Annotated in this window: 18 protein-coding genes; 10 read left to right on the top strand and 8 right to left on the bottom strand. The window is 66.9% G+C overall.

The annotated features are described in order from the left end of the window. Positions 1-320: 320 nt before the first annotated feature. The gene (locus HV681_RS23055) at positions 321-647 is read right to left on the bottom strand and encodes a hypothetical protein (protein WP_175125180.1); all 327 of its coding nucleotides are present in this window, start codon (positions 645-647) and stop codon (positions 321-323) included. Positions 648-963: 316 nt separating this feature from the next. Between HV681_RS23055 and HV681_RS23050 the strand changes: the two genes are divergently transcribed. After that, positions 964-1,644 (top strand): hypothetical protein, encoded by a 681-nt coding sequence (locus tag HV681_RS23050; RefSeq protein ID WP_175125179.1) that lies wholly within the window; start codon positions 964-966, stop codon positions 1,642-1,644. Between the two features lie 453 nt (positions 1,645-2,097). On the opposite strand, the gene HV681_RS23045 is transcribed toward HV681_RS23050, so the two are convergent. After that, entirely contained in the window at positions 2,098-5,712 is a 3,615-nt protein-coding gene (locus HV681_RS23045; protein WP_175125178.1) for an indolepyruvate ferredoxin oxidoreductase family protein, read from the bottom strand. 229 nt (positions 5,713-5,941) lie between these two features. Here HV681_RS23045 and mutY point away from each other — a divergent pair, with 229 nt between their 5' ends. After that, positions 5,942-7,024: an A/G-specific adenine glycosylase gene (mutY, locus tag HV681_RS23040; RefSeq protein WP_175125177.1), complete on the top strand. Its 1,083-nt coding sequence runs from the start codon at positions 5,942-5,944 to the stop codon at positions 7,022-7,024. 77 nt (positions 7,025-7,101) lie between these two features. Here the strand turns inward: mutY and HV681_RS23035 are convergent, their stop codons facing one another. Next, positions 7,102-7,926: a helix-turn-helix transcriptional regulator gene (locus HV681_RS23035; RefSeq protein ID WP_175125176.1), complete on the bottom strand. Its 825-nt coding sequence runs from the start codon at positions 7,924-7,926 to the stop codon at positions 7,102-7,104. Positions 7,927-8,092: 166 nt separating this feature from the next. Here HV681_RS23035 and HV681_RS23030 point away from each other — a divergent pair, with 166 nt between their 5' ends. Beyond that, positions 8,093-8,863, top strand: a complete 771-nt coding sequence (locus HV681_RS23030) for a class I SAM-dependent methyltransferase (RefSeq protein WP_175125175.1) — start codon at positions 8,093-8,095, stop codon at positions 8,861-8,863. Position 8,864: 1 nt separating this feature from the next. Here HV681_RS23030 and HV681_RS23025 read toward each other — a convergent pair whose 3' ends face one another. The 4 genes from HV681_RS23025 to HV681_RS23010 are packed head-to-tail and all read right to left on the bottom strand — an operon-like array spanning position 8,865 to position 13,425. Beyond that, positions 8,865-10,415 carry a mannitol dehydrogenase family protein gene (locus HV681_RS23025; RefSeq protein WP_175125174.1) on the bottom strand — a complete coding sequence of 517 codons (1,551 nt, stop codon included), beginning with the start codon at positions 10,413-10,415 and terminating at the stop codon, positions 8,865-8,867. Then, on the bottom strand, positions 10,403-11,614 hold the full coding sequence (manD, locus tag HV681_RS23020; RefSeq protein WP_175125173.1) for a D-mannonate dehydratase ManD: 1,212 nt from the start codon (positions 11,612-11,614) through the stop codon (positions 10,403-10,405). The genes HV681_RS23025 and manD overlap by 13 nt, the downstream gene beginning before the upstream one ends. Before the next feature lie 51 nt (positions 11,615-11,665). Then, positions 11,666-12,703, bottom strand: coding sequence for an L-idonate 5-dehydrogenase (locus tag HV681_RS23015; RefSeq protein WP_175125172.1), 1,038 nt, complete (start codon positions 12,701-12,703; stop codon positions 11,666-11,668). Continuing rightward, on the bottom strand, positions 12,703-13,425 hold the full coding sequence (locus HV681_RS23010) for a FadR/GntR family transcriptional regulator (RefSeq protein ID WP_175125171.1): 723 nt from the start codon (positions 13,423-13,425) through the stop codon (positions 12,703-12,705). The genes HV681_RS23015 and HV681_RS23010 overlap by 1 nt, the downstream gene beginning before the upstream one ends. A 181-nt stretch (positions 13,426-13,606) precedes the next feature. On the opposite strand from HV681_RS23010, the gene iaaH reads away from it, so the two are divergent. Beyond that, positions 13,607-15,061: an indoleacetamide hydrolase gene (gene iaaH, locus HV681_RS23005; protein WP_175125170.1), complete on the top strand. Its 1,455-nt coding sequence runs from the start codon at positions 13,607-13,609 to the stop codon at positions 15,059-15,061. 33 nt (positions 15,062-15,094) lie between these two features. On the opposite strand, the gene metH is transcribed toward iaaH, so the two are convergent. Then, entirely contained in the window at positions 15,095-18,868 is a 3,774-nt protein-coding gene (gene metH / locus HV681_RS23000; RefSeq protein ID WP_175125169.1) for a methionine synthase, read from the bottom strand. Positions 18,869-19,315: 447 nt separating this feature from the next. Between metH and HV681_RS22995 the strand changes: the two genes are divergently transcribed. The 6 genes from HV681_RS22995 to HV681_RS22970 all read left to right on the top strand — a co-directional run bounded on the left by HV681_RS22995 (position 19,316) and on the right by HV681_RS22970 (position 26,459). Beyond that, positions 19,316-21,361, top strand: coding sequence for a TonB-dependent receptor (locus HV681_RS22995; RefSeq protein WP_175125168.1), 2,046 nt, complete (start codon positions 19,316-19,318; stop codon positions 21,359-21,361). A gap of 204 nt (positions 21,362-21,565) precedes the next feature. Continuing rightward, positions 21,566-22,426 (top strand): cobalamin-binding protein, encoded by an 861-nt coding sequence (locus HV681_RS22990; RefSeq protein ID WP_175125185.1) that lies wholly within the window; start codon positions 21,566-21,568, stop codon positions 22,424-22,426. Positions 22,427-22,565: 139 nt separating this feature from the next. Then, a complete protein-coding gene (locus HV681_RS22985; protein WP_175125167.1) occupies positions 22,566-23,369 on the top strand; it encodes a thiazole synthase in 804 nt (267 codons plus the stop codon). Beyond that, on the top strand, positions 23,366-24,208 hold the full coding sequence (gene thiD, locus HV681_RS22980) for a bifunctional hydroxymethylpyrimidine kinase/phosphomethylpyrimidine kinase (protein ID WP_175125166.1): 843 nt from the start codon (positions 23,366-23,368) through the stop codon (positions 24,206-24,208). Before HV681_RS22985 ends, thiD begins: the two co-directional genes overlap by 4 nt. Before the next feature lie 158 nt (positions 24,209-24,366). Then, on the top strand, positions 24,367-25,047 hold the full coding sequence (locus HV681_RS22975; protein WP_056327622.1) for a protein-L-isoaspartate O-methyltransferase family protein: 681 nt from the start codon (positions 24,367-24,369) through the stop codon (positions 25,045-25,047). Positions 25,048-25,127: 80 nt separating this feature from the next. Further along, on the top strand, positions 25,128-26,459 hold the full coding sequence (locus HV681_RS22970) for a TolC family outer membrane protein (protein ID WP_175125165.1): 1,332 nt from the start codon (positions 25,128-25,130) through the stop codon (positions 26,457-26,459). Positions 26,460-26,738: the final 279 nt, after the last annotated feature.

The raw sequence follows: 26,738 nt of genomic DNA, 5'->3' as shown, positions 1-26,738 counted from the left end.
AGTGTGGCAGTAGGCGGTGATGACCTATCGCCTCAATGCAAACGTTGTGCCAACTCGGAAGCGTCCTTTCCGTTGTTCTTTCTTATCAACTGCTTACGGGTGCTTCACCGCCAAACATGGCGATCTCAATGGCGCAAAAGCAGCGAAAGTGTTTTTTTTCACCGAAAGTTCGAGCCATGTGTGGCCCGAGATTCTTCAACGGTTTGAAAACAAACAAAAAAAACTCGGGCCAACTTTGGCCCGCGTGAGCCAATGTTGGCCCGTTCGTCTTCGTAGAAGAGCCTGTTGCACATCGCGGCAGGCCCGAGCCGCTTATACGCTTATTGAATCGACGCGGGAGCGTCGTGCGTGGGGTCAGCGCAATCCGCGTCCTGTGCGTAGGCGCGTGCCGTTTCCAGCATGGCCTCAGTCATGATGCCCATGTGCTCACACAGCACGCCGCCTAACAATGCGGCCACGGTCCATGCGTCCAGCGGCTGCGCGCCGGTGGCGTCGGGTTCGGAGGCGCTGTTGCCGACAAGGCGAGCGATCGGCGCGATGGCATAGCAGGCGCGCTCAATGTTGTAGAGCTGGGAGAGGGATACGAGGCCAAGTTCGGGATTAGCGTCGACGAACCAGGGGTCTTGGGTAAGGGAGTGCTGCGTCATGGACAATCTCCTATAGCGGCGAACAAACCCGCACCCCACTTTCAAAATGGGGAGGACGGGCACGAGTCGAGGTTGGAAGACCGGAGCTATAGGACCCGGCGTGCGCAAGCGCACCCCCGCCAAGGCCCGTCCATAGGGACGTACAGAGCCAACTCCAATGATCGCTTTCGACCCCTCGCGGTCGATCGGACCTAGCCGCCGGATGACTGCGGTGCATCAGAAGTTGCCGCTCGCACATCCTCAATTTTGGGGATGTCGCCGAAGGTTCTTCGCACCTAGCCTGCGAGCTCAACATCCGTCTAGTCAAGGAGATGGCATGCGAGTCCTTCTACTAATCGCGTCTATGATTGGGCTTCTCGCATCGGACGCCGCGTTTGCGCAAGCGCAAGTTCAACTGGCCAACGATAAGCTCATCAAAGCTACAAACTTCGTTCAGGAACTCCGCACGCGTCGAGGAAGCATTGCGACAGAAGAAGCAATCCGCGCTACCAAGCTGGGCTGCGATGGGCTTCAGGAACTGACCAGAGATCAAGCATTTCGCCAACGTGTGTCTGATGTAGCGGCAGCCGCAGAAAAGCACAGCGAAACCAACGCGGCCATACGGCATAGCCTCGCACGCTTTCTCGGTGAGTTTCTGAGTCCTGAAGTATTAGTCCTGGAGCGAGCGGGTCTCTCAAGCACGGCCATCGTTCAAGTCGTAAAAGACGGCTTCGATCTCCAGGCGCATGCATACATCGGCAAGTACGGTGGCGGCTCCGCTGAACACTTTCTACGAAATTTGGACGAATTCACGAATGAAGTCTGTCGCGCTGCGGGCCAAGCCAAGCTAATAGCAGAGGGCAAGAAAGAAGACATGCTGTTCCGCCTTGGGGTCGGCCTCGGTGGGGCTGCTGTAGTGCTCGCCGACTTGACACTTACTCCCACTTGGACCGGGCCGCTGGCGGTGCAGTCCTACTCATTCGGTTTCACGCTTTTGGCCGGAGCTATTCTGAAGTAGCCAGTGGCGGCAAAACTCAAAAACCATGCCGCCACACGCGAAGCGTCATCGCTACGACGCAAGACGCCGCGTAAGTCACCGGAGGCCGCCCGCGCGGCCGAACGGTGACGGGCGCCGCAAGCTGCTTCTATCCCACACGAATGCGTGCAAGAACCTCAAGAACCCAATCCGCCCCAGCGCCCGTAAAGCTTCAACCGTAAAGCCCGGTGCGGCGTGGGCCTGGGGTGGGCGGGGCGTGTAGATGCGCCCGGCGGAATCCGAAGGCAGCCGCCGCAGGCGGCAACGAGGATGAGCACGGGGCAGTCCGGAGCGAAGGCTCCGGACCGCAATCGTAGCCCCGCCCACCCCAGGCCCACGACGCGCCGGGCGTCTCAAGAACTCCACCCCCGGCAATAACACGGCACCGAGAGGCGTCCCAAGCACTCACTGCCCGGCAACACCAATAAAGCATCATCAAGCAGCCCGAACCCCAATCGCCACCACCCTCGCGGTAAACCCCTTCAACAACTCCTCCCGCATCGCCTCGGCCCGCACCATCGACGCCTCCTTCACGTGCCCGTACCCGCGGATCTCCTCCGGCACGCTCGCCAACGCCACCGCCTTATCCAGATTCCCGCGATTCAACTTCCCCAGAATCGCCGTCACAGTCTCCCGATACTCCTTGATCAATTCCCGCTCAGCCCGCCGCTCCTTCGTATACCCGAACGGATCAAACCGAGACCCCCGCAAAACCCGCATCCTTGCCAACATCCGAAACACCTTCAGCATCCCCGGCCCGTAAGACCGCTTCACCAGATGCCCATCCTTGTCCCGCCGTGCAAACAAAGGCGGCGCCAGATGAAAGCGCAGTTTCCAATCTCCCTCGAACTGCTCACCCACCCGCTTCAAGAACTCCCCATCCGAATACAACCGAGCCACCTCGTATTCGTCCTTGTACGCCATCAGCTTGAAGTAATACCGCGCCACCGCCACCGCCAGCCGGTTCGTGCCCGTCGCCTCCCGCTCCGCATGCACCACCTTGTCCACCAGATCCGTGTACTGCTTGGCATAGTCCGCGTCCTGATACTGCGTCAGGAACGCCTTGCGCACCGCCACCATCTGCGCCAACTCACTGGCCGGCTTCCTTAGATCCACCACCGGACTCGCCACCCGCGGCCGCGTGATTTCGATGATGTCTTCCGGCTGCGCGGCCGGCACACCCCCATTGGCCATCAACCGCGCCACCGCCGCAGGTTCATGCGCCGCGCGCCGTCCCCACGCAAAGGCTGCGAGATTGTTCGGCACCTGTTGGCCGTTCAGCTCGATCGCGCGCAGCAGCGCCTCGCGCGACAGCGGAATCCAGCCCTTCTGGAATGCGTAGCCCATCATCAGCGGATTCGAATAGATCGCATCGCCAAGCAGCACCACCGCCATGGCTGCGGCATCCACCGCGTCAAGATTCTCCTTGCCGCAGGCGCTCTGCAGATCTGCCGTCAGATTCGCCCCCGGCAATGTCCAGCCCGGGTTCGACACGAATGCGGCCGTCGGCGCCGTATCGCTGTTCAGCAGCACATGCGTGCGTCCTGGACTCACGCGCGCCATCGCCTCTGCGCTCGTCGCGACCACCAAGTCGCCCGCCAGCAGCAGATCCGCCTCGCCCATCGCCACGCGCGTGTTCAGCAGATGGTCCGGCGAGCCCGCCAACACCACGTGCGAAAACACCGCGCCGCCCTTCTGCGCCAGTCCCGCCATGTCCAGCACCGAACAGCCCTTGCCCTCCAGGTGCGCCGCCATGCCCAGCAGCTGCCCGATCGTCACCACACCCGTGCCGCCCACCCCCGCGATGAAGACCCCATAAGGCACGTCCAAACTGCGCAAACGAGGCGCCGGCACATCCTCGTCCGGCGCGCCGCCCGATTGCGCCAACGCGGGCGGCTTCTTCAGCTTGCCGCCTTCCACCGTCACCAGGCTCGGGCAAAAGCCCTTCAGACAGGAGAAGTCTTTGTTGCAGCTCGACTGGTTGATCTTGCGCTTGCGCCCGAACTCGGTCTCCAGCGGCTCCACCGACAGACAGTTCGACTTCGACGAGCAATCCCCGCAGCCCTCGCACACCCGTTCATTGATGACCACGCGGCGCGCCGGGTCCGGATAGGCGTTGCGTTTGCGGCGGCGGCGCTTTTCGGTTGCGCAGGTCTGGTCGTAGATCAGCACCGACACGCCGGGATGCTCGCGCAGCTCGCGCATCACCGCGTCCAGCTCGTCGCGATGGCGCACGGGCACGTCCCGCGCCAGGTCGGTCACGTCCACATACTTGCCGGGATCGTCCGTCACCACCACGATCTTCTCGATGCCCTCGGCCGCCACCTGGCGCGTGATCATCGGCACGCTGATCGGGCCGTCCACCGGCTGCCCGCCCGTCATCGCCACCGCGTCGTTGAAGAGGATCTTGTACGTGATCGGCGCCTTGGCCGCCACCGCTGCCCGAATCGCCAGCAGCCCCGAATGAAAGTAGGTGCCGTCGCCCAGGTTCGCGAACACGTGCTTTTCCTCGGTGAACGGCGCCTGCCCCAGCCACGGCACGCCCTCGCCGCCCATCTGCGTGAAGACGTCGGTGCTGCGGTCCATCCATCGCACCATGTAGTGGCAGCCGATGCCCGCCATGCCGCGCGAACCTTCCGGCAGGCGTGTCGACGTATTGTGCGGACAGCCCGAACAGAACCAGGGCTTGCGTTCTTCGATCACGCGCGGGCGCGCCAGCGCCGCCTCGCGCGCGCGGATGAATTCCACCCGCGCCTCGATGCCGGCGCGCACGTCGTCCGGCAACGCGAAACGCAACAGGCGCGCCGCGATGGCCTTGGCGACCATCGCGGGCGAGAACTCGTAATGCGCCGGCAGCAGCCAGTTGCCCTGCGGCACGGACCACTCGCCGCCATCCTTGTCGTCGAACTTGCCCACCACGCGCGGAATCTTCTTGCCGCTGCCGATCCAGCTGAACAGCTCCTCTTTCAGCTGATATTCCAGCACCTGGCGCTTTTCCTCCACGACCAGGATCTCGTCCAGTCCTTCCGCGAACCGCTGCGTGCCGGCGGACTCCAGCGGCCACACCATGCCCGCCTTGAAAAGACGCAGGCCGATGCGCCGGCACACGTCTTCGGACAGGCCCAGGTCCGAGAGCGCCTGGCGCGTGTCCAGGTAGGCCTTGCCGGACGTCATGATGCCGAACCGCGCATCGCGCTGTGGCACGTCCCAGAGTTCGCGGTTCAGCCCGTTGGCGCGCGCATAGGCCAGCGCGGCGTACAGCTTGTAGTCCAGCAGCCGCGCTTCCTGCTGCAAGGGCGTGTCGGGCAGCCGGATGTTCAGGCCGTCCGGCGGCAGCTGGAAGTCCTCGGGCAGCACGATGCGCACGCGGTCAGGGTCCACGTCGACCGATGCCGACACCTCCACGATGTCGGTGATGCACTTCATGCCCACCCACACGCCCGCGTAGCGGCTCATCGCCCAGCCGTGCAGGCCGTAATCCAGCACTTCCTGCACGCTGGACGGGAACAGCACCGGAATCATGCAGGCCTTCAGGATGTGATCGCTCTGGTGCGGCAGCGTCGAGGACTTGGCGGGGTGGTCGTCGCCCGCCACCACCAGCACGCCGCCGTGGCGCGCGGTGCCGGCTGCATTCGCATGCTTGAAGACGTCGCCGCAGCGGTCCACGCCGGGACCCTTGCCGTACCACATGCCGAATACGCCGTCGTACTTTGCGCCGGGAAACAGGTTCACCTGCTGCGTGCCCCACACCGCCGTGGCCGCCAGGTCTTCGTTGATGCCGGGTTGGAACTCGACGTGGTGCGCCTTCAGATGGGCGGCGGCCTTCCACATGTTCTGGTCGACGCCGCCCAGCGGCGAACCCCGATAGCCCGATACGAAGCCCGCCGTGTTCAGCCCTGCCTGCGCGTCGCGCACGCGCTGCATCATGGGCAGCCGCACCAGCGCATGGATGCCGCTCATCCACGCGCGGCCGGATTGCAGGGTGTATTTGTCGTCGAGCTGGACGGATTCAAGCGCCGCGCGGACGGCGGGCGTAAGGGGGGCATTCATGTCTACTCCAACATCGGATGCCCCCACCAGCGTCGCGCGCCTCTTGCCAGAACGCACGCGGGCCAACAAGGGCCGTGAAAGTGAAGTCCTGATGCGTTCGCGCCTCTGCGGGCGGAATCGCGCTTGCCGCACCCGCCGCTCCGAAAAAACGGGGCCGGCTGGCGTTAGTCCTTTCGGTTGTAACCCCTGGCCCTCGGGCGGGCAATAGGGCGATGCGATAATTGCCGGCATGGACTTCGCCCCTCGCATCGTCGCCTGGCAGCGCCAGCATGGCCGCCACGATCTCCCCTGGCAGAACACCCGGGATCCCTACCGGATCTGGCTTTCCGAAATCATGCTGCAGCAGACGCAGGTGGCCACCGTCATTCCCTATTACGAGCGCTTTCTGCAACGCTTTCCGGACGTCGCAGCGCTGGCCGCCGCCTCGCAGGAAGACGTGATGCCATATTGGGCCGGCCTGGGCTACTACGCCCGCGCCCGCAACCTGCATCGCTGCGCGCAGGAAATCGTGCGCGACTGGGGCGGCCGCTTTCCGCCCACCGCCGAGGCCATCGCTACGCTGCCGGGCATCGGCCGGTCCACAGCCGCGGCCATTGCGGCGTTTTCGAACGGCGAGCGCTCGCCGATTCTGGACGGCAACGTCAAGCGCGTATTCACTCGCCACTTCGGCATCGCGGGCGACCCGGCCAAGCGCGAAGTCGAGCAGCGTCTCTGGGCGCTGGCGCATGCGCAGGTGGACGCGGCGCCCGGGCTGGACATGGCGGCCTACACGCAGGGGCTGATGGATCTGGGCGCCACGCTCTGCACGCGCGGCAAACCCGCCTGCGACAGATGTCCGGTGGCGGACACCTGCGTTGCCCGCCGCGAGGGACGTCAGGCGGAACTGCCCACGCCCAAGGTGCGCAAGGCCATTCCGGAACGCGAGACCTGTATGTTGGTGCTACGGCACCAGGGCGCGTTCCTGCTGCAACAGCGTCCCGAACCCGGCATCTGGGGCGGGCTGTGGAGCCTGCCGGAGTTTGATGCGGCGGGCGATCCCGACAGCGCCTCGCGCGCGCTGGGGCTGGAGCCGGAGCAGCGCTTCGAGCTGGCTGCCTTCGCCCACACGTTCACGCATTACCGCCTGCACATCCGGCCATGGCTTGTGCCGGTGCGCGCGGTTGCCCTGCGCGAACCGGCGTTGCCGGAACGCTGGGTGCCTGCAGACAAGCTGGGGACGATGGCGCTGCCCGCGCCGGTCAAGAAGCTGCTGCAGGGACTGGTGGATGCCGGAATGCAGGACAGCCTGTTCGGCGGTGAAAACGCGGCGTAGCGATTGGGCGGGCTGGCCGGTGTGAGCTTGAGCGGTGTCAGACACCGGTCAAACTACGACGCCGCCTCATTGAGGTTTCAGACACCCGCCCCGCTCAGCAGCATCACCAGCTTCAAATCCGGATGCGTCGCCAGCCGGAACGTGATCTGCTGGTACGCCAGCTTGCCGCGCTGCGGATGCTGGAATTCGCGCAGGCCGCCTTCGCGTTCGACCACCGCGTGCCGCGTCCACCAATGCGAGAAGACCACGCTTTGCCGGCTCAGGCTGTCCAGCAGCGCCAGCACCGCCGGTTCGTCCAGATGCGCGCCCGCGTCGGCGCGAAATTCAGCCACCACGCGGCGGGCGCGTTGGTCCCAGTCGACCACCAGTTCGCGCGCGGCGGGATCCAGGAAGATGTAGCGCAGGAGGTTGGGCTCGGGATCGCGCTCGGGCCAGTGGTCGAACAGGTCGACCAGCGGCGCATTGCAGGCCAGCACGTTCCAGGCGCGGTCCAGCACATAGGCGGGCGCGTTGATCGCGTTGACGCATTCCTGCAGCGGACCCGGCGCGCCGCCGGCGTCGTCGCGGGCGTGCTGCGGGTCGGCGCAATCGGCAAGATCGAAGAGGTACGCACGCTCGGCCCGCGCCAACTGCAGCACGCCCGCGATGCGCGACCACACCGAGGGCGACACCGACACCTCGCGCCCCTGCTCGATCCACGTGTACCAGGTGACGCTGATGCCACACAGCTGCGCCACTTCCTCACGCCGCAGGCCGGGGGTGCGGCGGCGCGATCCCTCGGGCAGGCCGGCCATCTGCGGCGTGATGCGCGACCGCGCGCTGCGCACAAATTCGCCCAGCGCGTGACGGCGCAGATGCGAGCCTTCGTGGCCTGTGGTGACGGGCTGGGGGGAAGTGTTCATACCAGGATGAGTAATGGGCTTGTACGTGTATACGGGCCCGCCTATCTTAGCGCCTGCATCCTTTCGCAATCCCGAAAGGAATTCCGACAACGATCTCGACAGCATTCCCGGCAACATTCCGGCCAGGATTCCGCCCCCAACAGCCTTTCCGACACGAGGACCCCTCATGACCGCCAGCTCGCACGACGCCGCCGTGGACCGCCAATTCAGCCCCCGCGCCGCCGCCTACCTGACCAGCGCCGTCCACGCCCAGGGCGAAGACCTGCTGCAAATGGCCGCGGTCGCCGGCCAGCACCCGGACGCGCGCGTGCTGGACCTGGGCTGTGGCGGCGGGCACGTGAGTTTTCACGTGGCGCCGAAAGTGGCGCATGTGACCGCCTACGACCTGTCGCAGCAGATGCTGGACGTCGTCGCCGCCGAAGCCGCCAAGCGCGGGCTCGCCAAACTGGTGACCTGTCAGGGCAAGGCCGAGTACCTGCCGTTCGGCGACGCCGAGTTCGACCTGGTGATGTCGCGCTATTCCACGCACCATTGGCAGGACGCCGGCCGCGGCCTGCGCGAGGCTTTCCGCGTGCTCAAGCCGGGCGGCATTGCCGTCTTTGCCGACGTGGTGTCGCCGGGCGAACCGCTGCTGGACACCTGGCTGCAGACCATCGAAGTGCTGCGCGACACCTCGCACGTGCGCGATTACTCGGTGGCCGAATGGACCCGCATGCTGACCGAAGCGGGCTTCACGCTGCAGGAACTGGCGCCGCGCCGCCTGCCGCTGGAGTTCCAGTCGTGGGTCACGCGCATGCGCACGCCCGACACGCTGGTGGCGGCGCTGCGCCACATGTTCGGCATCGCACCGGACGTCGTGCGCGCGCATTTCGACGTGCGCGAGGACGGGTCTTTTACCAGCGACACCGCGACGATCGTGGTGAGAAAGCCGGGCTGAATCAGTCCACTCTCGACGGCTCCATCGCGGCCAGCGCCCCCACCACGCCCAGGCTGCGCAGCAACTGCGCAGCCGCGCCCACCGCCCGCACAAACCGCGGCTCCTGGCCGAGGTCACCGAACACCGGCTCATACCCCGTCATGACGCCCGCCCACGCCAGCATCGCCGCGGGCCCCTCGCCCGCCTGCTCCGCCGCCCGTTCGGCCTGCTCATACCGATGCGCCAGCGCTTCGGCCAACGGGTCCTGGACCTCATAGACACGCCCGGCCTCATCCTGTCCGCGCAGGAAAAGCAGCCACCCGGCCACCGCCAACGCCAGACCCGGCATCGGCGCATCCGCCGCCAGCCGGTCGCGCACCGTCCCCAGCAGCCGCTGCGGCAATTTCTGTGAGCCGTCCATCGCAATCTGCCGCGTCTGGTGCCTGAGCGCCGGATTGGCGAATCGCTGCAACAGGCCTTGCCGGTACTTCTCGATATCCAGCCCCGGCAACGGCGGCAGCGTCGGTTCGATCTCCTGGCCCATCAGCGCGCCCAGGAACCGCCGCATGCCGGGCCGGGCCATCGCCTCGTCCACGGTGGCCCACCCCGCCATCACCGACAGATACGCCAGCGCCGAATGCGCGCCGTTGACCATGCGCAGTTTCAGCGTCTCGAACGGCGCGGCGTCCATCACGAAACGCGCACCGCCCGCGGTCCAGTCCGGCCGGCCCGCCGCGAAGCGGTCTTCGACAACCCATTCCAGATAGGGCTCGGCCACCACCGGCCACGCATCGCGCACGCCCAATGCCGCCGCGATCTCGTGCCGATCCACGTCCGTCGTGCGCGGCACGATGCGGTCGACCATCGAGCAGGGAAACGCGCACGCCGATGCAATCCAGTCCGCCAACGCCGGATCGACGCGCGCCGCGAACGTCAGCACCAGCGCCCGCAGCAAGTGGCCGTTGGCGGGCAGGTTGTCGAGCGACATGACCGTGATCGGCGGCAGGCCCATCGCGCGGCGGCGTTGCAGGCCGTGCACGACAAAACCGATGACGCCACACGGCGACTCGGGATTCGCGAGGTCATGCACGACGTCGGGATGATCCAGATTCAGCCTGCCGCTGGCGGGATCATGGAAATAGCCCTTCTCGGTGACCGTGATGCTGACGATGCGCGTGCCGGCGGCCGCGATGCGCGCCAGCACGACCTGCGGGTCCTCGGGCGCCACCAGCGTTTCAAGCAGGCAGCCGATGACACCCACACGCTGCCGCGACGCGCCGCTGCCATCGGCATCGCGCAGCGCCAGCGCATACAGGCCGTCCTGCGGCGCCAGCGCATCGCGCGTGTCGGCGTGGCGCAGCGAGACGCCGCAAATGCCCCAGTCCAGCCCGGCTCCGGCGCGCAGCGCCGCATCGTTCACCGCCGCCAGATGCGCACGCGCGAATGCGCCCAGGCCCAGATGCACGATGCCGATGCCGAGCGCGTCCCGGTCATATCCCGGCCGCGCCACCTGCGCGGGCAGGCCGTCCAGCGCACCCGCGTTCAGCCGGCCGCCTTCGCCTACCAGTTCCATAGCGTGCCGTCGTGCTGCAGCCGGTTCACGGGCAGATACGCGCGCTGATACGGATATCGCGCCGCCAGCTTCTCGTCGATATCCACGCCGTGGCCCGGCGCCTCGCCCGGATACAGCATGCCCTGTTCGAACGTATAGGAGTGGGGAAACACGGCATCGGTCTCGTCGGTATGCCGCATGTATTCCTGAATGCCGAAATTGGGCACCCACAGGTCGAAGTGCAGCGCCGCCCCCATGCAGACCGGCGACAGATCCGTGGCGCCATGGCAGCCGGTGCGCACTTGATACAGCGACGCCATATCGGCAATGCGCCGCAGATGCGTGATGCCGCCCGCGTGAACGACCGTGGTGCGGATGTAATCGATGAGCTGGTTCTGCACCAGGTCCTTGCAGTCCCAGATCGTGTTGAAGATTTCGCCCACCGCCAGCGGCGTGGTGGTGTGCTGGCGGATCAGCCGGAAGGCCTCCTGGTTCTCGGCGGGCGTGGCGTCCTCCATCCAGAACAGGCTGTAGGGCTCCAGCGACTTGCCCAGCCGCGCGGCCTCGATGGGCGTCAGGCGGTGATGCACGTCGTGCAGCAGATGGTGCTCGAAGCCCAGCTTCTCGCGGATGCGCTCGAAGAGTTGCGGCGCGTGGCGCAGATATTTTTCGGTGGACCAGTCGTGCTCGCTGGGCAGGTCGGCATCGGCGGGCTCGTAGAACAGCGTGCCACGGCCCACGCCATAGACCTTTTCCAGCCCCGGCACGCCGCTCTGCGCGCGGATGGCGCGATAGCCCATGTCGGCGTAGCGCAGCACCTCGTCGACCGTGTGCTCAATGTCCGAGCCGTTGGCGTGGCCGTAGACCATCACGCCGCTACGGCTCTTGCCGCCCAGCAGCTGATACAGCGGCAGGCCGGCGGCCTTGGCCTTCAGGTCCCACAGCGCGGTGTCCACGCCGGCGATCGCGGTCATCGTGACCGGCCCGCGCCGCCAGTACGCGCCCTTGTACAGGTACTGCCAGATGTCCTCGATCTGATGCGCGTCGCGCCCGATCAGGCAGGGGATGACGTGCTCGGTCAGGTAGGCGGCCACCGCCAGTTCGCGCCCGTTCAGCGTCGCATCGCCAATGCCGGTCAGGCCCTGGTCGGTTTCGATCTTCAGGGTCACGAAGTTGCGGCCCGGAGAACAGACAATCACGCGTGCATTCGTAATCTTCATCTTGGACTTCCGGCTACAGGAAAGGGACAGCCGCACAACGCGGCCGCAGGATCAGAACGTCACCATCACCTTCATCGCCTGGTTGCGATCGCCCGCCAGCGCAAAGGCGTCATGCACGCGCGCAACGGGCACCGCCGCCGTCAGCAGCGGCGACACATCCACCAGGCCGCGGGCCAGGCAATCCACGGCCATCGCGTATTCGTCCACAAAACGGAAGCTGCCGATGCACGACAGGCTCTTGACCATGATCTGGTTGAATGGGCAATCCGCGCTGCTGCCGGACAGCGTTCCCACCGTCACGACAACGCCACGCGGACGCGCCGCGCGCAGGCAGCTTGCCAGGCCGGCATAGCTGCCCGACGCCTCGAAACACACGTCCACCGTGCCCTTGTTCGCGGCCAGCGCGTCCAGGGCGGCCGGATCCGTGGCCGCGTTGATGGTTTGCGTGGCGCCCACCCGGGCGCACGCCGCCAGTGTCTGGTCCACGATATCCACCACGATGACCCGGCTGGCGCCCGCCAGGCGCGCGGCCATCAGGATCAACGCGCCGATCGGACCCGCGCCGACCACCATGGCCGTCTTGCCCAGCAACGATCCCGCGCTGCGCACCGCATGCAGGGCGACGGCCAGCGGCTCGCCAAACGCAGCCAGTTCAAACGACAGCGAATCCGGCACGGGCACACACTGCCGCGCATCGACCACCACCTCTTCGCGCATCGCGCCCTGCATGTGCGGAAAGCGGCTGGCGCTGCCGAAGAAATGCACCGACTCGCAATGATTCGAATCGCCCTGCCGGCAATAGCGGCACACGCCGCAGGTGCGCGCCGGATCCAGCGCCACGCGGTCGCCGGGCCTGACCGCCGTCACGTCCGCGCCCACCTCCAGCACCTGCCCGGACGCCTCGTGGCCCGGCGTCAGCGGTTCACGGATGACAAAATCGCCCACCCGGCCGTGCCGGTAGTAATGCAGGTCGGATCCGCAGATGCCCACGGCCTTGACGCCGACGCGCACCTGCGACGGCCCCAAAGGCTGCGCGTCCGAGGTGTCCAGGCGCAGGTCCTGCGCCCCGTGGATCATGCAGTTCAGCATCAGCGCCACCCCTGTGCAAATTCGCCGATCACCCGTTCCAGGTGATCGCGCATCGCCTGCCGCGCCTCCTGCGCGTCGCGGGCCACCAGCGCGCCGAAGATGCGCTGGTGATCGGCCTGCGACGCCTGGCGCAAGGCCTGCGTATGGAAATGCTGTTCCATCTTTTCCCAGACCGGCCCCCGGGCCTGATCCCACATCGACGTCACCGTGGCCAGCAGCACGCTGTTGCCGGTGGACTGGGCAATGCACAGGTGAAAGCGGCGGTCGGCCTCGGCATTGGCGTCCTTGTCCGTCATCCGGTCGCGCATGGCCGTCAGCGCCTCGAAGATGCGGTCCAGGTCCGCGTCAGTGCGGGTGGTGGCCGCCAGCGCGGCGATCTCGGATTCAATCAGGCAGCGGGCGCGAAGGAGCTCGAAGGGGCCGGCGCCCGCCTCCGGCATCGCGGACGGACGGTTCGCGTCCGGTTCGCAGACATAGATGCCCGAGCCGCCGCGCACTTCCACCACGCCCTGCAGCTCCAGCGCAATGATGGCCTCGCGCACGGACGTGCGGCTGACGTCGAAGCGCTCGGCCAGCGCGCGCTCGGCCGGCAGCCGCTGGCCCGCGGCAAATTCCCCCTGCGCCACCAGCGCATGGATCTGCGCGGCCAACCGCAAGTAACCGCGGTCTGGTGCGACACGGCCGGCGGGGACTTCGGGCTTGGAGAGCGAATGCAACGTCATGGCGCCTCAAATTGGTCTGACCAAATCGTATTTGGTCCACCAATTTCCGCCATCGTGGTTTTCCACTACGCGCCGACCGGCAACGCTCGGACAACGCCCGGACAACCGCCGGATCGCCCCTCGACAGCCCCCGCGCGGCCCCTGTATAGATACGGATCGAACGACAGCCAAGGAAAGCGACATGCCCAGCACGACCGACCAGCCCTTGCCCGCCAATCTGGCGGACCTGACCGTCACCGAGGCGGCAGCACACATCCGCGAGGGCCGCCTCACCAGCGTTGCGCTGACGCAAGCCTGCCTGGACCGCATCGACGCCCGCCAGGACCTGAACGCGTTCATCACGGTCGACCGCGACGGCGCGCTGGCGCAGGCGCGCGCCTACGATGCGGCGCCCGGCCACGGCCCGCTGGGCGGCGTGCCCGTCGCCATCAAGGACAACATCCACGTCGCGGGGCTGCCGAACACCGCTGGCACACCAGCGCTGAAAGACTTCCGCCCCGCCGAGGACGCGCCCGTCGTGCAGCGGCTGCGCGAGGCCGGCGCCGTCATCCTGGGCAAGACCAACATGCATGAACTGGCGTTCGGCGTGTCCGGCTTCAACACCGCCTTCCCCGGCCCGGATGGCGATGGCACGCGCAACGCCTACGACGCGCGCCTGATCGCTGGCGGCTCGTCGTCCGGCAGCGGCGCGGCGGTGGGCGCGCGGCTGGCGCCCGCCGCGCTGGGCACCGACACTGGCGCCTCGGTGCGCCTGCCCGCTTCGGTGAACGGCGCCGCCGGATTCCGCGCCACCGTGGGCCGCTACGACGGCTCGGGCATCACCCCCATTTCCCACACGCGCGACACACCCGGACCCATCGCCAATGGCATGGCCGATATCGTGCTGCTGGATGCGATCCTCACGGGCCAGACCGAGCCGCTGGCGCCCCTGCCGCCCGAAGGCATTCGCCTGGGCCTGGCCGCGTACTTCTGGGCCGACCTCGATCCCGACGTGCAGGCGGTTTCAGAAGCCGCCTTGAACACACTGCGTGCCGCCGGGGTGACGCTGGTGGACATGGACATGCCCGACCTGCCCGCCGCCAACGCGGCGGTCGGCATGCCGCTATGCCTGTTCGAGCAGAAGCCCGATCTGACGGCCTATCTGGCGCGTTATCACGTGGGGGTGAGCTTTGATGAGGTAGTCGCGCAGATTTCCAGCCCCGACGTGAAGGGCATTTTCGACAACCTGATCGTGCCGGGCGTGCTGCCCACACCGGACGGCCAGCTCCTGCCGTTGCAACCGCTGTATGAACAGGCCACCGCCGGCGGCCGGCGTGAGCTCATCGACGTCTATCGCCGCGCCTTCAAGGAACACGCGCTGGACGGCCTGCTGTTTCCGACCGTGCCGGTGCCACCGCCCGCGTCCACGCCCGAAGCCAGCAGTTTCGAAACCTTTGCTCGCCTGGCGCGCAACGTGGATCCCGGCAGCAACGCCGGCCTGCCTGGCCTGAGCGTGCCGGCCGGGCTGTCGAATCAAGGCCTGCCGGTGGGATTGGAGATCGACGGCCTGCCGGGCGAGGACCGCAAGGTGCTCGCGATCGGCGTGGCCATCGAAAAGATATTGGGGCGCATCGCTGCGCCCCGGGTCCAACCTTAGCCTCAGCCTGGGCTTTCGCGGCAGTCAGCCGCGTCAGCCCAGGTTGGGCGCCAGCGTGCGCTTCAGGTCTTCGATGCTGCGGCCGCTGCGGCGGGCGTAGTCTTCGAGCTGGTCTTCGCCGATGACGCCCACATTGAAGTACTGCGACTGCGGGTGGCTGAAGTAAAAGCCCGACACGCTGGACGCCGGGTACATCGCGTAGCTGTCCGTCAGCATCATGCCGATGTCCTCACCGTCCAGCACGCGGAACATGTCGGTCTTCACGACGTGTTCCGGGCAGGCCGGGTAGCCCGGCGCCGGGCGGATGCCCACGTACTTCTCGGCAATCATGTCTTCGTTGGACAGGGCCTCGTCGGGCGCGTAGCCCCACAGGTCCTGGCGCACGCGCGCATGCAGGCATTCGGCGAAGGCTTCGGCCAGGCGGTCCGCCAGCGACTTGAGCATGATGCTGGAATAGTCGTCCAGCGCCTTCTCGAATTCCGCTTCCTTCTTTTCGATGCCCAAACCGGCTGTGACGGCGAACATGCCGATGTAATCGACCTTGCCGCTGGACTTGGGCGCGATGAAGTCGGACAGCGACTTGTTGCTGACGCCCTCGCGCTTGGCGCCCTGCTGGCGCAGGTTGCGGTACGTGAACAGCACTTCGCTGCGCGTCTCGTCCTTATAGACCTCGATGTCCTCGTCGTTGACGGTGTTGGCGGGATAGAAGCCCACGACGCCATTGGCGGTGAGCCAGCGGCCTTCAACGATGCGCTTCATCATGGCCTGGCCGTCCGCAAAGACCTTGCGCGCCTGCTCGCCCACCACCTTGTCTTGCAGGATGGCGGGGTACGGGCCGAAGAGGCTCCAGGTCTGGAAGAACGGGCCCCAGTCCACATACTTCGCGATTTCGGCCAGATCGTAGCTCTTGAACGTGCGGCGGCCGATGAACTTGGGGCGTGGCGGCGTGTAGTTGTCCCAGTCGATCGCCGGACGCGAGGCGCGCGCCTCGGCCAGCGGCAGGATCGGCGTCGCCTTGCGGTTGGCATGGCGGCGGCGCACGTCTTCGTACTCTTCGGCCAGTTCCGTCAGGTAGGCTTCCGACTGGTCGGACATCAGGTTGGTGGCCACGCCCACCGACCGGCTGGCGTCGGGCACGTAGATCACCGGGCCTTCGTAATTGGGCGCGATCTTGACGGCGGTGTGCACGCGGCTGGTGGTGGCGCCGCCGATCATGAGCGGCACCTTGCGGCTGCGGAAGTACTCGTCGCGCTGCATTTCCGACGCCACGTACGCCATCTCTTCCAGGCTGGGCGTGATCAGGCCGGACAGGCCGACGATATCGGCGTTCTCTTCCTTGGCTTTCTCAAGGATCTGCGCGCAGGGCACCATCACGCCCATGTTCACGACTTCGAAGTTGTTGCACTGCAGGACCACCGACACGATGTTCTTGCCGATGTCGTGCACGTCGCCCTTCACGGTGGCGATGACGATCTTGCCCTTGGCGCGCACGTCGCCGCCCGCGGCCGCGATCTGGCGCTTTTCTTCCTCGATGAACGGAATCAGGTGCGCCACGGCCTGCTTCATGACGCGGGCGGATTTCACCACCTGCGGCAGGAACATCTTGCCTTCGCCGAACAGGTCGCCGACGACGTTCATGCCGTCCATCAGCGGGCCTTCGATCACTTCGATGGGACGGCCGCCGCGCGCTGCGATCTTCTGGCGCACCTCTTCGGTGTCTTCCACGATGAAGGCCGTGATGCCGTGGACCAGCGCGTGCGACAGGCGCTGCTCAACCTCGGCATTGCGCCAGGCCAGGTCTTCTTCCTTCTTGGCGCCGCTGCCCTTCACGCTGTCGGCAAACTGCACCAGGCGTTCGGTGGGCGTGCGCTCGTCGTCGGCTTCGGTCTTGCCGACGGGTTCCGGCCGGTCCAGCACCACGTCTTCCACCAGATCGCGCAGCTTGGCGTCCAGGTCTGCGTACACGCCCAGCTGGCCGGCGTTGACGATGCCCATCGTCATGCCTTCCTTGACCGCGTAATACAGGAACACGGTGTGGATGGCCTCGCGCATCGGCTCGTTGCCGCGGAACGAGAAGCTAACGTTGGACACGCCGCCCGAGATGCGCGCGTGCGGCAGGTTCTCGCGGATCCAGCGCGTGCCTTCGATGAAGTCCACGGCGTAGTGGTTGTGCTCGTCGATGCCGGTGGCGACCGCGAAGACGTTCGGGTCGAAGATGATGTCTTCCGGCGGGAAGCCTTCTTCCTCGACCAGGATCTTGTAGGCGCGGCCGCAGATTTCCTTGCGGCGCTCCAGTGTGTCGGCCTGGCCGAGTTCATCGAACGCCATCACCACCACCGCTGCGCCATAGCGGCGGCAGAGGCGGGCGTGATGGCGGAAGGGCTCCAGCCCTTCCTTCATGGAGATCGAGTTCACCACCGCCTTGCCCTGCACGCACTTCAGGCCGGTCTCGATGACTTCCCACTTCGAGCTGTCGATCATGACCGGCACGCGCGCGATGTCGGGCTCGGACGCGATCAGGTTCAGGAAGCGGTGCATGCAGGCCACCGAATCCAGCATGGCCTCGTCCATGTTGATGTCGATGATCTGCGCGCCGTTCTCGACCTGCTGGCGGGCCACGGCCAGCGCCTCGTCGTATTTCTCTTCGCGGATCAGGCGCGCGAACATCTTGCTGCCCGTCACGTTGGTGCGTTCGCCCACGTTGACGAACAGCGTGTCTTCGTCGATGTTCAGCGGCTCCAGGCCCGACAGGCGGGTCTTGACGGCGATCTCGGGCACGACGCGCGGCGTCAGCGCCGTGACCTTCTCGGCAATCGCGCGGATGTGGTCCGGCGTGGTGCCGCAGCAGCCGCCCGACATGTTCACCAGGCCCGCGCGCGCAAATTCTTCGAGCAGCGCCGAGGTGTCGGCCGGGGTCTCGTCAAAGCCGGTCTCGGCCATGGGGTTGGGCAGGCCGGCGTTGGGATACACGCAGACGTAGGTGTCGCAGATCTTGGACAGCTCGGCCACGTAGGGGCGCATCAGCGCCGCGCCCAGCGCGCAATTCAGGCCGATGGTGACGGGACGCGCGTGGCGCACCGAGTTCCAGAAGGCCTCGACCGTCTGACCGGACAGGATACGGCCGGACGCGTCGGTCACCGTGCCTGAGATCATCACCGGCAGGCGGATGCCGCGTTCCTCGAACACTTCCTCGGTCGCGAAGATGGCGGCCTTGGCGTTCAGCGTGTCGAAAATGGTTTCGATCAGGACGATGTCGATGCCGCCGTCGAGCAGGCCGTTCAGTTGCTCGATATAGGCGACACGCAGTTCGTCGAACGTGACGTTACGCGCGCCCGGGTCGTTCACGTCCGGCGAAATGGAAGCCGTCTTGGGCTGCGGGCCCAGCGCGCCCGCCACGAAGCGCGGCTTGTCGGGCGTGCTGTAGGCATCACAGGCTTCGCGCGCGAGCTGCGCCGACACCAGGTTCAGCTCGTAGGCCAGTTCGGGCAGGTCGTAGTCACCCTGGGCGATCGTGGTGGCGCCGAAGGTGTTGGTCTCGATGACGTCGGCGCCCGCGTCCAGGTACTGGCGGTGGATCTCGGAGATGACGTCTGGCCGCACCAGCGACAGCAGTTCGTTGTTGCCTTTCACGTCCTTGCCGTGCTCGGCAAAGCGCTCGCCGCGGAAGTCCGCTTCGCCCAGCTTGTAGCGCTGGATCATGGTGCCCATGGCGCCGTCCAGGATCAGGATGCGCTTGCCCAGCAGGCGGGCAAAGTCGCCGCCGCGGGTATAGGCTTCGGGAGGGTACGGCAGGCGGGGATACGACACGATCAGGTCCGGATTAGGTTGGCCACGGCAGCGCGGATGTGGCTAAAACGCGAAAAACGCCGAAAAAACAAGCCCTGATCGTAACAAAATGGGCCTTCGCGCGCCTCACGGTGATACAGTTTCGGCCCCGAACCGGTGCTTTCGGCGCATCAGGTTGGGCAAGCACGCAACACTTGCCCGCCGCGAGCGAAAGATAAACGGGAAACAGGAAGACGCCCCCGCAGTGCCGCGCCGCCCGCAAGGCCGCCGCAGCGCCGCCCGTCCAGCCTGTGCTGCCCCCGCAACGGTCCCCATGCGCGCCTGGCGCCCATGGCAGCCCGATACCGGCCTGTTCGCTCGTCAGGATGCCTGTTTCCCGCCACGCGGCCTTTCGGCTCGCCCGGCGCGCCGGCATCCTTCCCATCGTGAATGGCCTGCGGGGTCGCGGGCTGCACCGAGGTCTTGTAGATGAAAGCCCGCTCCATCCGGCGCTATGCCGGCGCCCTGCTCTGTTCCGCTCCGGCCATCGCCGCCGCCCAGCAAACCGCTCCCGCCACGTCCGAACTCGACAGCATCACCGTCACCGCCCAGCGCGTGCCCACCGACGGCCGCACGCTGCCGGTGTCGATCTCGGTGATCACCGCCGAGGACATCGCGGCCAGCAGCGCGCGCACCATGCAGGACCTACTGTCCACGCAGGCCGGCATCAACCTGATCAACACCACCAGCTCCAGCGATAACGCCATCGTCGACCTGCGCGGCTTCGGCATCACCGGCGCCAGCAACACGCTGATCCTGATCGACGGCGTCAAGCAGAACACCAACGACCTGTCGGCGCCCAGCCTGGGCGTGGTGCCGCTGGATCAGGTCGAACGCATCGAAATCGTGCGTGGCAGCGGCTCCGTGCAGTACGGCGGCGGCACCACCGGCGGCGTGATCAACATCATCACCCGCTCCGACTTTGCCAAGGAACCGGTCACCGCCCGCGCCACCGCCACGTTCGGCAGCTACGGCCTGCGCCAGTACGACGCCGCGGTCGCGATGAACAACGAGAAGGTGGGCGTTGACGCCTACATGCAGTCGCTGCACAGCGACGGCTACCGCGACAACAGCGGCGAGCGCCGCGAAGGCGGCGGCGGCGGCATCACCTTCCGCCACAACGACGGCTCGATTCGCCTGTACGGCCGCACCACCACGCAGAAGCTGGAACTGCCCGGCCCGCGCACGATCAACCCGTTCACGGGCGTGAACGAATTCCAGGACGATCCGCGCGGCTCGAAGAACGACGTCGATTACGTCAAGACCACGACCACCACGTTTGGTCTGCAACTTGAGCAGGCCATCGGCGCCGGCGTGCTGTATTCGGACCTGTCGACCCGCGAGAAGAAGCTCAGCGGCCTGACCTATGACGGCTTCGGCGACACGCTGCGCGACCAGAAGCTGGAAGAGAACATCGCCAGCGTGCGCTACCGCCTGCCGATCAACGGCGGCCACAGCGTCGTCTTCGGCGCCGATGCGCAGGAAGCCAAGACCACCGCCGACCAGAACGCCTACTACGACTTCGAACCGTCGAAGTGGCAGTCGCGCCAGCATCAGTACGGCCTGTTTGCCGAAGGCCAGATCCGCGCCACCGACAGCACCTACATCACGGCGGGCGTGCGCCGCCAGTACGCGTCCGACGACCTGGAAGTGATTTCGGGCTCGGGCACGCCGTCCGACCGCAGCCACCACCTGACCGCGTGGCAGTTGGGCGTGCGCCAGGACCTGTCCGGCGGCTTCGGCCTGTACGGCAAGGTCGGCCGCAGCTTCCGCCTGCCCAACGCCGACGAACTGCTGTCGGTCCAGTCGCCGCTGGCCCCGCAGACGTCCACCGACAAGGAAATCGGCGTCACCTGGCAGTCGGCCAGCAGCAGCGCGCGCCTGTCGTACTTCCACTACGACCTGACCAACGAGATCCAGTACAACCCGCTGGCCGACGGCCTGTGGGGCCCGGGCACGGGCGCCAACACCAACCTGGATCCGACCCGCCGCCAGGGCATCGAGCTTGAAGGCCACACCGCGCTGTCCAGCAGCGTCACCGTGGACGCCAACCTGACCTGGATGGAAGCGCAGTTCCGCTCCGGCACCTACGCCGGCGTCGACCTGGCCGGCAAGACCGTGCCGCTGGCGCCCAAGTGGCTGGCCAACGCCGGCGTGACCTGGCGCCCCACCGATGCGTTCCTGTGGAACGTGTCGGCGCAATACGTGGGCAAGTCGCGCATGGACAACGACCAGGCCAACCAGTTCGACAAGGAACTGGACGCCTACGTGCTGTTCAACACCAAGGTCGCGTACAAGTTCACCCGCAACATCGAAGGCGCGGTGGGCGTGAACAACATCTTCGACCGCCAGTACGCCACGTACGGCATCCGCGGCGGCAACGCCTCGTTCGAGATGCTGGGCCCCGTCGCCAACTACAGCCTGTACCCCGCCCCCGGCCGCAACTTCTACGCGTCGCTCACGCTACGCTACTGATTGCCGCCTTGCGGACTGGGCCTGCCGGTCTGAGCCTTTGTTGAGGCTCAGGGTCTGCGCAGGCCCTTTTCTACATCTGTGCCCACCCGACGGAGCCGCTGCATGACCTTTCGACGCGTCCTGACGACTGCCGATGTTGCGCTGAAGCTGACCCTGACGTCGGCGTCAGGGTTGATGCCGACATTTGTGCTGACATTGGTGCCGATGGTGGCATTGACCCTGGCGCTGTCTCCGCGGCTGTCCCACGGCGCCCCCGCCATCCAGGTCCAGGACGACCGCGGCCGCACCGTCACGCTGGATGCCCCCGCCCGGCGCGCCGTCACGCTGGCGCCCCATGTCACCGAACTCATCTACGCCGCCGGCGCGGGCGGATACATCGTCGGCACCGTCCTCGGCAGCGACTATCCGGCCGCGGCGCGCGCGCTGCCCGTCATCGGCGACGGCACGCAGCCGGACGCCGAGCGCGTTGCCGCCGCCCGGCCCGATCTTCTTATCGCCTGGCAACCGTCCGCCGCCGAACCGCTGACGCGCGTGATGGACAAGCTGGGCGTGCCCGTCTTCTACAGCGATCCGCTGACGCTCGCCGCCATCCCCGGCGCCGTCGAGCGCATGGGCCAGCTGTTCGGCACCGAGCCCGTGGCGCAGGCCGCCGCGCAGGACATGCGCGCCCGGCTGGATGCCCTGAAGGCGCGCTATGCCGGCCGCCGCCCGGTGCGCGTCTTCGTCCAGGCCGGCCTGGACCCCATCTACACCCTGAACGACACCAGCATCGTCAGCGACGCGCTGCGGCTGTGCGGCGGCGTCAACGTCTTCGGCCAGGCGCCCATCGTGGCCCCGCAAGTCACGCTGGAAGGCGTGCTGGCGGCCCGGCCCGAGGCCGTGCTGGCCGGCGTCTCGCGCCCGGAGGACACGGCCAGGAACCTGGCCGCGTGGCAGGAAATGGGCCTGCCGGCGGCGCGCCAGGGCCATGTCTACGGCGTCGACGCCGACGCGCTCTACCGGCCAGGCCCCCGCCTGATCGACGCGGCCGAGACCCTCTGCGCCGACCTGGACCGGGTGCGCTGACGCGCGCGATCCGCAAATAGTGGAACGCGCGGGCCAGTGCCCGGCCCTGCCGTCCGGCGGACTGCTTTATCATTCGGCATCAGTCAGCCAGTCCCCCGCGGGCCTCGCATCGTGCGCGCCCGCCCTTTGAAGCACCGCCATGACCACACAAGACACTCTCACCATCGCCGGCCGCGCCTACTCGTCGCGCCTGCTCGTCGGAACCGGCAAGTACAAGGACTTCGAACAGACCCGCGCGGCCCTGGACGCCAGCGGCACGGAAATCGTCACCGTCGCCATCCGCCGCACCAACATCGGCCAGAACGCCGGCGAGCCGAACCTGCTGGACTACGTTCCCACCTCGAAATTCACGCTGCTGCCCAACACGGCCGGCTGCTACACCGCCGACGACGCCGTGCGCACGCTGCGCCTGGCCCGCGAACTGCTGGACGGCCACGACCTCGTGAAGCTCGAAGTGCTGGGCGACCCGCACACGCTGTTCCCCAACATGCCCGAAACCCTCAAGGCCACCAAGACGCTGGTCGATGAAGGCTTCAAGGTCATGGTCTATTGCACCGACGATCCCATCCAGTGCCGCATGCTGGAAGACATGGGCGCCGTGGCCGTCATGCCGCTGGCCTCGCTGATCGGCTCCGGCATGGGCATCCTGAATCCCTGGAACCTGCGCCTCATCATCGACCAGGCCCGCGTGCCGGTCGTGGTCGATGCCGGCGTGGGCACCGCGTCCGACGCCGCCATCGCCATGGAACTGGGCTGCGACGCCGTGCTGATGAACACCGCCATCGCCGGCGCGCGCGACCCCATCCTGATGGCCAGCGCCATGAAGAAGGGCGTGGAAAGCGGCCGCGAGGCCTTCCTGGCCGGCCGCATGCCCAAGAAGCTGTACAGCGGCGCGCCCAGCTCGCCCACCGAAGGCCTGATCACCGGCGGTCCCGCGAAATGAATTCCCGCCAGCCGGCCGCCAGCGGCCGTCCGATCCCCAACGCGCTGACCATCGCCGGCGTCGACCCGTCCGGCGGCGCCGGCATCCTGGCCGACGTCAAGGCCATGAGCGCGCTGGGCGCCTACGGCTGCGCCATCATCGCCGCGCTCACCGCGCAGAACACGCAGGGCGTGACCGGCATCTCGCCGGTGCCGCCCGCCTTCGTCGGCCTGCAGATCGACACCCTGTTCACCGACGTGCGCATCGACGCGGTCAAGATCGGCATGCTGGGCCAGCGCCCCGTCATCGAGGTCGTGGCCGAAAAGCTCGCCAAATGGACGCCCGCGCACATCGTGCTGGACCCGGTCATGGTCGCCAAGAGCGGCGACCTGCTGCTCGAGAACGATGCCGTCGGCGCCATGCGCGAAGCCATGCTGCCCCTGACCACCCTGCTCACGCCCAATCTTCCCGAAGCCGGCGTGCTGCTCGAAGAGCGCCCCGTCGAGACCGTCAAGGAAATGCGGCGCGTCGCCGAGCGCCTGCGCAACAAGCTGGCGCATTCCGGCGAACGCTGGGTGCTCGTCAAGGGCGGCCACCTGCCCGGCAGCGAAACCATCGACCTGCTGCATGACGGCGACCGCATGATCGAACTGCCCGGCCACCGTATCGACACCGCCAACACGCACGGCACCGGCTGCACGCTGTCGGCCGCGCTGGCGGCGCTGCTGCCACAAATCGGGGACGTACCGGAATCCGCCAAACGCGCCAAGGCCTACCTGACTGAAGCCATCCGCCACGCCGAGCGCCTGTCGGTCGGCTCGGGCCACGGCCCGGTCCACCATTTCCACGGCTGGTGGTAACGCCCCTTTCCGGCTGAGCTCAACGGCGCCCCACGGGGCGCCGTCTGCTTTTCCGGGCTCCGCGCCGCGCCTGAAACATCTGCCGCACGGGCGCGCCGTCACAGGACGCTACGAATCGGTACAATGGCCCGTTGATTCCTCTGTTTTTTCTGACCGTCATGAACGCTTCGACCCTGCCCGACGTAGAACAAGCCCGCTTCAATATGGTGGAACAGCAGATCCGCCCGTGGGACGTCCTGGACGCCAACGTGCTGCAAGCGCTGTTCGATGTGCGCCGCGAACAATTCGTTCCGCCGGCCCTGCGTGGCCTGGCGTTTTCCGACCTGGAGCTGCCGCTCGAGATCAACGCGGTCAACACCCGCGAGAACATGCTCGCCCCCAAGGTCGAAGCACGCCTCGCGCAAGAACTGCTGCTGACCAAGTCCGACTGCGTGCTGGAAATCGGCACGGGTTCCGGCTATCAGGCCGCCCTCTTGGGCTACCTGGCGCAACAAGTCACCTCCGTCGAGATCGACAGCCGCCTGGTGACCTTCGCGCAGCAGAACCTGCAGATGAACAACGTCACCAACGTCAAGGTCGAAACCGGCGACGCCCGCAATGGCTGGGGCTCCACCGAATACGACGCCATCCTGGTCACCGGTTCCGTGCCGGTCGTGCCGGACGCGCTGAAGTACCAGCTGCGCGTGGGCGGCCGCCTTGTCGTGGTGGTTGGCCAAGCCCCCATCATGACCGCCTGTCGCATCACCCGCACCACCGCCGCCAGCTTCGAAACCGTCAAGCTCTTCGAAACGGTCATCAAGCCGTTGCGCGGCGTCACGGTGTCGCAGTTCAAGTTCTAACTCCGCGACCTCGCCGCCTTTTGCCCGGCCCCCATGGGGCCGGCGTCACGTCCGGCGGCCCGGCGTATCGTTGAAAGATCATGCGCGTCCGCTCACTTACGGCTTTACTGGTTTTCACCTGCGCCGCAAGTGCCGGCCCGCTGACCGCGTCCGCCCAGAACCTGGTCCAGGTCTGGCAGGCCGCGCTGGGCAATGACCCCACCTACGCCGCCGCGCGCGCCAACTACCGCGCCGGCCTCGAAAAAGAACCCCAGGCCCGCGCCCTGCTGCTGCCCCTGATCACCGCCGAAGCCGGCGGCGCCTACCAGGAAACCCGCAGCACCCGCGGCCTGTCCTACGCCTACAGCGGCGGCCGCGGCGTGTGGGACCTGGCGCTCACCCAGCCGCTCTTCGACTGGGGCCGCTGGCAGAACTTCGAGCAATCCAAGCTCATCGTCGCCGACGTCGAAGTGCAACTCCAGCAGGCCTACCAAGACCTCTTGCTGCGCGTCGCCGACGCCTACTTCAACGTCCTGTACGCCCAGGACACCCTGACCGCCACCGAAGCCGAAAAAACCGCCGTCGCCGGCCAGCTTGAATCCGCCAAGCGCAACTTCGAACTCGGCAACGCCACCATCACCGACACCTACGAGGCCCAGTCGCGCTACGACCTCGTCGTCGCCCAGGAACTGCGCCTGCAGAACGACCTGGAAGTGCGCCGCGACGAACTCGCCAAGATCATCGGCACGCAGCCCGGCGCCCTGGCCGAACTGCCCTACGGCGTGCAACTGCCCGCCCCCCAGCCCGCCCGCATCGCCGACTGGAGCAACCAGGCCGAAACCTCCAGCCTCGAAGTCCTGCGCGCGCAATTGCTGACCCGCATCGCCGGCCGCGAAATCCAGATCGCCAAGAGCGGCCACTACCCCACCCTGAACCTGCGCGCCACCAGCGGCAGCGCCAGCGACGCCGTCATGCGCAACGCCGCCCCCGGCAAGCCCATCGACAACACCATCGGCGTGGTCCTCTCCATCCCCCTGTACTCCGGCGGCGGCGTGTCCTCGCAGGTCACGGAAAAGGTCGAACTGGAACAGAAGGCGCGCTACGACTACGAAACCGCCCGCCGCCAGGCCGTCCAGGCCACCCGCCAGTACTACACCGGCGTCACCAGTGGCCTGGCCCGCATCCAGGCCCTGGAAGCCGGCGAAAAATCCAGCCGCGCCGCGGTAGAAGCCAACCGCACCGGCTACGAAGTCGGCGTGCGCATCAACCTGGACGTCCTGAACGCCCAGCAACAGCTCTACGCCACCCAACGCGACCTGGCCCTGGCCCGCTACAGCACAGTACTTTCCAGCCTGCGCCTGAAGGCCACCAGCGGCATCCTGGCGGAATCGGACCTGGAAGCGATCAACCGGCTGCTGCGTCCGGCGCGCTGAGGGCGTTTCCGCTGCTGCGACCAGTGTCTGACACCCTTGGTGCACTGTCTGGAACGGAAGATCCTCTCTACGGGTGTCAGACACCTAATTTTGATCTCGGCGGGTGTCAACACCTGATCGCCCCGCCCCCCACCAGCGCGCGAGCGCACACCGCCACGACGCCCCACCGCCTCGATGCCGATTGCCGCCGCCCGGGCGGCAGCAATCTGCGGCCCCGCAGATCTCCTGCCCAGACCACAGGTCTTGCAGCGCGCAAACTAAAGACCCTGGCAGCACGGT

Source organism: Achromobacter animicus, from assembly GCF_902859585.1.
GTDB classification, from domain to species: Bacteria; Pseudomonadota; Gammaproteobacteria; order Burkholderiales; family Burkholderiaceae_B; genus Achromobacter; species Achromobacter animicus.
This window is presented reverse-complemented; position numbering and strand designations above follow the sequence as displayed.

What these genes read in the sequence shown, in the direction of transcription:
- HV681_RS23055 (WP_175125180.1), bottom strand. Translation starts at nt 647, where the DNA reads ATGACGCAGCACTCCCTTACCCAAGACCCCTGGTTCGTCGACGCTAAT.
- HV681_RS23050 (WP_175125179.1), top strand. Translation starts at nt 964, where the DNA reads ATGCGAGTCCTTCTACTAATCGCGTCTATGATTGGGCTTCTCGCATCG.
- HV681_RS23045 (WP_175125178.1), bottom strand. Translation starts at nt 5,712, where the DNA reads ATGAATGCCCCCCTTACGCCCGCCGTCCGCGCGGCGCTTGAATCCGTC.
- mutY (WP_175125177.1), top strand. Translation starts at nt 5,942, where the DNA reads ATGGACTTCGCCCCTCGCATCGTCGCCTGGCAGCGCCAGCATGGCCGC.
- HV681_RS23035 (WP_175125176.1), bottom strand. Translation starts at nt 7,926, where the DNA reads ATGAACACTTCCCCCCAGCCCGTCACCACAGGCCACGAAGGCTCGCAT.
- HV681_RS23030 (WP_175125175.1), top strand. Translation starts at nt 8,093, where the DNA reads ATGACCGCCAGCTCGCACGACGCCGCCGTGGACCGCCAATTCAGCCCC.
- HV681_RS23025 (WP_175125174.1), bottom strand. Translation starts at nt 10,415, where the DNA reads ATGGAACTGGTAGGCGAAGGCGGCCGGCTGAACGCGGGTGCGCTGGAC.
- manD (WP_175125173.1), bottom strand. Translation starts at nt 11,614, where the DNA reads ATGAAGATTACGAATGCACGCGTGATTGTCTGTTCTCCGGGCCGCAAC.
- HV681_RS23015 (WP_175125172.1), bottom strand. Translation starts at nt 12,703, where the DNA reads ATGCTGAACTGCATGATCCACGGGGCGCAGGACCTGCGCCTGGACACC.
- HV681_RS23010 (WP_175125171.1), bottom strand. Translation starts at nt 13,425, where the DNA reads ATGACGTTGCATTCGCTCTCCAAGCCCGAAGTCCCCGCCGGCCGTGTC.
- iaaH (WP_175125170.1), top strand. Translation starts at nt 13,607, where the DNA reads ATGCCCAGCACGACCGACCAGCCCTTGCCCGCCAATCTGGCGGACCTG.
- HV681_RS22995 (WP_175125168.1), top strand. Translation starts at nt 19,316, where the DNA reads ATGAAAGCCCGCTCCATCCGGCGCTATGCCGGCGCCCTGCTCTGTTCC.
- HV681_RS22990 (WP_175125185.1), top strand. Translation starts at nt 21,566, where the DNA reads ATGGTGGCATTGACCCTGGCGCTGTCTCCGCGGCTGTCCCACGGCGCC.
- HV681_RS22985 (WP_175125167.1), top strand. Translation starts at nt 22,566, where the DNA reads ATGACCACACAAGACACTCTCACCATCGCCGGCCGCGCCTACTCGTCG.
- thiD (WP_175125166.1), top strand. Translation starts at nt 23,366, where the DNA reads ATGAATTCCCGCCAGCCGGCCGCCAGCGGCCGTCCGATCCCCAACGCG.
- HV681_RS22975 (WP_056327622.1), top strand. Translation starts at nt 24,367, where the DNA reads ATGAACGCTTCGACCCTGCCCGACGTAGAACAAGCCCGCTTCAATATG.
- HV681_RS22970 (WP_175125165.1), top strand. Translation starts at nt 25,128, where the DNA reads ATGCGCGTCCGCTCACTTACGGCTTTACTGGTTTTCACCTGCGCCGCA.